This window comes from Bradyrhizobium jicamae (assembly GCF_001440395.1).
Taxonomy (GTDB): Bacteria; Pseudomonadota; Alphaproteobacteria; order Rhizobiales; family Xanthobacteraceae; genus Bradyrhizobium; species Bradyrhizobium jicamae.
In genome coordinates this window covers 1-6,292 of record NZ_LLXZ01000047.1, presented here as the reverse complement: position 1 = coordinate 6,292, position 6,292 = coordinate 1, and the positions used below count along the sequence as shown (strand labels likewise).

Annotated in this window: 2 protein-coding genes; both read left to right on the top strand. The window is 57.3% G+C overall.

Going from position 1 to position 6,292, the window contains the following annotated elements; all coding sequences use genetic code 11:
* The first annotated feature begins 429 nt into the window (after window positions 1–429).
* Window positions 430–5,736, top strand: a complete 5,307-nt coding sequence (locus tag CQ12_RS07175) for an NACHT domain-containing protein (protein ID WP_057834643.1) — start codon at window positions 430–432, stop codon at window positions 5,734–5,736.
* An 84-nt stretch (window positions 5,737–5,820) separates the two neighbouring features.
* Window positions 5,821–6,093 carry a DNA -binding domain-containing protein gene (locus tag CQ12_RS41925; RefSeq protein WP_083519167.1) on the top strand — a complete coding sequence of 91 codons (273 nt, stop codon included), beginning with the start codon at window positions 5,821–5,823 and terminating at the stop codon, window positions 6,091–6,093.
* Window positions 6,094–6,292 lie beyond the last annotated feature (199 nt).

Genomic DNA, 6,292 nt, shown 5'->3' with positions numbered 1-6,292 from the left:
GACTGTAAATCAGCCGCCGTATGGCTTCGAAGGTTCGAGTCCTTCCTTCCCCACCAATAATTTCAATGGCTTAGGTAAGGAAATCAGATGCCGCCCCGCGCGGCAGATTTTCGAATGCTCCTAAGCCCCACTCCAAGCCCCACCGACCCCGCTGCTAGCTCAACCGACCAAAGGCGAGATTGCCGCTGGCTCCGATTGCCAGCTTGGCTACTGCCTGAGTGATTCAGCAGAATGCGCTGCTAACGTTCGAATCGGGAGGGAGAGATAATGTTCAAGGGAGCATCGCGGCACATGCAGCGCATGGCCGCGAAGGCCAACAAGAAAGTCGAACAGGCCCGAAAGCTCAGCAGGTTCGATGAATGGATATCGAACAACCAAGCTCGCGCGCACAAGTAACCCCTTCTTAAAAAGACATACTCGGCGGACGCCTTGACCGACATACTTGATCAGAAAACAGCCTCCACTGAACTGACCGGCGGTGCAGGCTTCACGTACGAAGACACAGTCGTCGCCTATTACCTCGCACATTTGCTACGGCACGAGCGCGCGGCAGGGCAGCCTGGAATCGTCACCAGCGTCGCCGTTCAACGGCAAGGTCACGGCCATCCGATGGATGACGTCATCGTCGGACTCGATAACGCAGGGTCAAAAAAGTCGCTCGATCTTCAAGTCAAACGCTCCGTTACGATCAGCGCCGCTGACAAGCAATTCAAGGAAATCGTCGCGGCTGCCGTGAAGACGCAAACGGCCGACGCCTTCGTCAAAGGTACGGACGCGAGTGGATTTGTCGTTGAGCATGTCACGGATGCGACATTCCGAAGCCTTTCGCGGCTGATCAGCAAGGCGAAGGCGAGCCCTGATGCCAAAGACTTCGAAGAATACTTCGCGCCGACAGGCACGGCGGGAGCCGACGACAAGAAATTGCGAGAAGGTTTGCTGGCCCTTACCGGCGCAGCAAATCTGGATGAGGAAGTCAGCTTCTATCGAAGTTTTGCCGCGCTCCATCTGGCCGGTCTGGAAGAAGGCGGGGCGCTTCGCGCCGAGATCATCAATCGCCTGCAAGAGCTTGTTGCGGATGATGTGGACGGTCAGGACATCCTCCTTTTTGACCGCCTCTGCCGCATCGTACGCGAAGGCGCGGCGAACGCAGCCAAATGGACGCGTTCATCCTTGCTCGCTCAACTGCAAGGCTCGGTGCGTCTCAAAGTGGCACCGTACTTCAGCGATGACATCAATCGGTTGAACGCCGCATCGCTCGATGCGCTCAACGATATTTCCGAAACCGTCGATGATTTTCATGTCGCGCGCGACGGTTTGCAGGTGGAAGTCGCACAGGCGCTACAGAACCACCGCGTTGTTTCCATCGGCGGCCTGCCGGGATGCGGCAAGTCGGCGGTGCTAAAGCACTTTGTTGCCAGCGCGGCGAAGTCTGGACCGATCCTCTTTATCAAGAACGATCGGCTGCAAGGAACTAGTTGGATAACGTTTGCGACAGCGCTCGGTCTGCGCCACAGCCATGCACCCGATCTTCTCGCTGAAATCGGTGCTTCAGGTACGCCCGTCCTATTCATAGATGGGATCGACCGTATCCGGCCAGATCAACAACACATCATCACCGATCTGATCCGCGCCATGGAGTCCGTCCCCAGTCTCCAGTACTGGAAAGTCATCGCCACCTCGCGCGACCAAGGTCTCGAAGCCTACCGGGCTTGGTTTCCCCAGACTTTTTATTCCGACAAGGGTATGGGTAGCGTTTCGATAAAGGGGTTCTCCGAAGATGAGGCAGAGCTCCTTGCCAAATCGAAGCCCGACCTCCGCAGTCTCCTTTTCAGTACGAGCTCAGCCGTGGAGCAGATCGCCCGCCGCCCATTTTTTGCGGCAGCTCTCGCCAAGGCTCTACCGCAAGACGCCCAGCCGCAAACCGAAGTCGACTTGATTAACGCGTGGTGGCTGCAAGCTGGGCACGACGCGATGCCAGAAACGGTGCCGCAACGTCAGCGCGCACTTGTCGATCTCGCCGAACAGGGCGTGCGTAATCTCGGCAAGGGAATCTCGGTCCGAGACCTCAAGCCAGAGACCATCGAACATCTGGTTGCGCTTCAGGCCGACCACATTCTGCGTACCGAGCGCGGCGGCGCGATAGTGTCCTTTAGTCACGACATATACTTTGAATGGGTCTTCTTCCGCCTGCTTATCGAGCTGGGTGACAAATGGCCTTCGGCGCTTGCTGCCGCAGGCGAGCCACCTTTGCTCGGTCGCGTGGTGGGTTTGCTTGCGCAAGACGCGCTTACCGAAAAAGGTCGATGGACAGCTGGTTACCTCAAGCTTGAGAGTTCTGCTCTTCGCGCCCAATGGCGACGCGAATGGCTCACAGCTCCGCCTTTTACGCATGCATTTGAGAATGCGATCGACGAGTTCACGCAGGGCGTCGAGGCAAACGACTTTGCGCTATGCGGAAAATTGCTGGTGTGGTTTCAGGCACAGCATACCGTACCAAGCCCCATCATCATGCAAAGGGCCATGAAGTTCGACAGTATAGACCCTGTTCGCATGGCCGATCTCCTCGGATGGCCTTCCGACGGAGTGGCATGGGGACGCCTGATTGACTGGATCATCGCGCGCCAGCAGACGCTGCCGGCACGTCTTGTTCCGCAGGCCCTCGAAGTCTTTAGCGTTTGGCAGAACGTTCTCGCGGATTTCAAGAACAAACGTTCGAAGAGTATTCTGGCTACATGCAGCGCGTGGCTGAACGATCTCGAAGTCGAAATTTACGCCGAGGGCTATCCGCGAGCACGAGGAAAATGGGACGTACTCGGCCACGAAGCGCAGAAGAGCCTTGCGACGGGATTGCGAAGCCTCATTCTCCGCTCGGCCCGTGGTTATCCCGAATTTGCGGTCGCCGTTTTTGAACGTGCTACTGGTAGCAAACAGATGCTGCGGTCAGCATTCGACGATCTCATGGGCTTCGCGCCGATCATGGCGGAGGTGGCACCGGAGGCCGTTGAAAACGTCGCCGAAGCAAAGCTTATACAAGAGTTGCCGCAGGATACGTACGACCGCCGCCGTCGCGAAGAAGCGGAACAAGATAAATGGCGAGAAAAGATCAGAGCGATCCCGGAGGAGAAACGCACGCCGGAGCAAAACATGGCGCTGTCGTCACTGCACTTTCCGACAAGCTATTCCGGTTTCAGATTGGACGATATTGGCCTCGAATCCCATAACTACTACTTCCACCCTCCGTCAGCACTGCACGAACCTTTCGCCAGCCTCCTTGCGAACAGCCCCAGCGTCGGACTTCGCCTCATCACCAAGCTTACAAACCATGCGATCACCGGTTGGCGTCAAATCCACAAATTTCGCCGCCGCGAACGCGGCACGCCGATCCCCGTCGTCCTGGAGTTTCCGTGGGGCCGGCAGGAGTTCTGGGGAGATTGGCACGTTTTTGGCTGGGGTATTGGAATGTTGGGTTCCGAACTGCTCCGGTGCGCCTATCTTTCGCTTGCTTATTGGGCGTTCAAGGAGGTCGAGAAAGGACGTTCCACGAGCGGCGTGATCAAGCAAATCCTCGAAGGCAGCGAATGCTACGCATCGCTGGGGCTTTGCTTGCGCCTCGCCATCGAGACGTTCGAGGTGTCGGAAACCACGCTGCCCATCGTCACATGCCAGCGCCTCTGGAACCATGATTTTGCGCGCCTCGTCCAAGAGCCGCAGAAGGACATCGACCTATTCGGGCTCGGTTTCCACACGCAATTGAAAGGCGAGAAGGCCAAGGCGAAGGCATTTCTCGAGAGCCGAGAATACCGCAAACACGATGTACGCGAGCTCGCGATGCATTTTGCCATCAGCGGTGACACGAGCTTGCGGGATCGTTTCAAGAAGGCGCTTGAGGCGTTTCCCGGAAACCTTCCGTATATCGTCGAAGAAGATCGCGAATACCCGGAACTAACGAAGGATTTGAAAGAGAAAGCGGAGCTCTGGTCCGGTCTCGGCAATATCGAGAATTATCGGCGGTATAAAACGAAAGGCGATCAAATCGCCATTGGCTATGAACCGCCGAAGCCGCCTCCCGAGGCGACGCAAGAACGAGCCGCTAAGGCCGCGGAATCTTTGAACCAGCAGCGCGTGCTCGCTTGGGCCCTCAGATCTTTGAATGAGGGTAAGCCTCAGGAGGGATGGACGTTGGTAAACGCCATCGACTTCGCCAAAAAGCACGACCTCGAGGACCTGTTCAATGAGCGCGCCGATGTCGGCCCCCATGCGATCCAAAGCGGCGTCTCCGCTATCGCCGCGTGCGTTATCCGATTTGGCGAAAGCGATTCGCCGGATCGGCTATGGGCGTGGAACGTAATGGAACGCGTTCTAAAAATGCGGGAGCCCAGCGATTTCTATGGATCGAAAATTCCGTGGCATCCTTCTTTCCACCTAGTTTCCGCGCTTTTCCATGACCGAAAGAGCGGTGCGCCTCGTTCGCACTCCTCTGCCAGCCTGATCCAGCTTGCGAGTCATCCGAACGAAGATGTGCGGATCATGGCTTTCCGGGCTCTCTTTATGGACCCGGACCCGCATGTGAAGTGGGTTGCCGCGCACTTTGCGTTCGACCTCGCGCACTACATCGATCCAATCCGGAATGAGGAGACTTTCGAGCGCGACGACACAGCAGATCGAGATGCTCGCGCAGCAGCTCTGACGAAGGCATTGCATGCCGTCGGTGTCGAAACCGAGGAAGGTTTTGAGCCTCTGCCGCCTGCGTGGGTGAAGGCAAACAAGCGGAACAGACGTGCGGAGGACTATTGGACCGTCCCCGAGCGCTCGTTCGACGGTCAATACGCAGCCAAGCTCTTCGCGCACTTTCCGCTTGAAGAGTGGTGCCGATCAGATGTTTACCGCCCGAAAATCCAGCCGCTTCTTGTCGATCTCGCGCGCTGGACCGCCGAGCGGTTGATGCCGCCGTGGGACGATAGAAAGACGCGCCGAGACAAAGAGACGAATCTTTTCGAATGGGACCGGACCTTGGGCACGATGCTTGCCCGTGCCTTGCCGTTTTTCGATCTGGCATGGATTCGCGACAATTTCTTCAAGCCGTTCTCCCCGGACGACGAGGAGGCATTGCGCGTACTTGCGCAATTCGCGGAGAGCATCGTCACCCGCCATGTCCTCGATGCCAAAGACATCCCCGACAATGCGCTGCCAGTTCTCGACGACTGTGTGCAACGGGTCATCGATGACAGTGCATTTGCGCCGAACGGTTATCGCGCGGGCGAAGTCCACGGCTTCGATATGCCGGAGCTCATCAAAGCGCTTCTGTTTGTGAACGTCGATGGTGAATGTCCGGGTGCTGCGCGGTTCGTCAATGGAGATTGGAGTAGTATCGCGATCATTATGCCTCTCGTGACGAAGCTCGTTAAAGCGACCGGATGGTCAACATACGTTATGGAAAACTTTTTGACCTTGTGCGACCGCGCGGCGGCCTTCTACCCGATCGATCCCTTTATCGAACAGGCTACCGCAGCATTGGACTCAATCGAATACGCAAAAGGAAGTTGGGTAGGCACGTCATTGCCGGCGCGGCTTGCAGCCATCATCCATCGATTAGCCGAAGCAAACTATCCCCTTGAAGTTAATCGCGCACGGGGACTGCTGAATCTCCTCGACGCATTGATCGACCTCGGAGACCGGCGCAGCGCGGCGCTCGAACAGGATGAAGCGTTTCGCCGTGTTCAGGGCTTAGTTGCTTGATCGGAGCTTCTCTCGGAGGGGTCATCAATATGCCATGGAGTCAGAAGCAAAGTTGGTCAATCAGCACCAAATGCGAGAACGCCCATGCCGACTGGGCCGGTTGATCCCAATGTCGCCGATATTGCGCCCCCTGGTAGCGCGTTGACCTCTTACGACAAGGAGCACCTCGTTACGTATCTGCGCCTGCTGGATGCACATGCGGAAGGTGCGGACTGGCGCGAAGTCGCACGGGTGGTGCTGCATCTCGATCCGGAACATGATTGTGATCAGGCCCGGAAGGCGTTCGACAGCCATTTGTCGCGCGCCAAATGGATGGCGGAGCACGGTTATCGTCACTTACTGCGTGGTAGCGCTTAGGCTCGAAGCGACGCTGCGATTCACCCCGCCGCCATAGGGAGCACTGCCTGGGCCTCGCTTGGCCCTCCAATGACATGCCGAGTGGGCCGGATGATGTCCGCCTTGGGGAGCAAAGCAGAAGTGCCTCTAATGCCAAATGGATATCGCCTTTTGATGCTGTGGACGGCGCCCACTCTGCGGCATCGAAGTGCCATAGGGT

Excerpts from the sequence above, each read along its gene's own strand:
- CQ12_RS41925 (WP_083519167.1), top strand. The coding sequence starts at position 5,821 with ATGCCGACTGGGCCGGTTGATCCCAATGTCGCCGATATTGCGCCCCCT.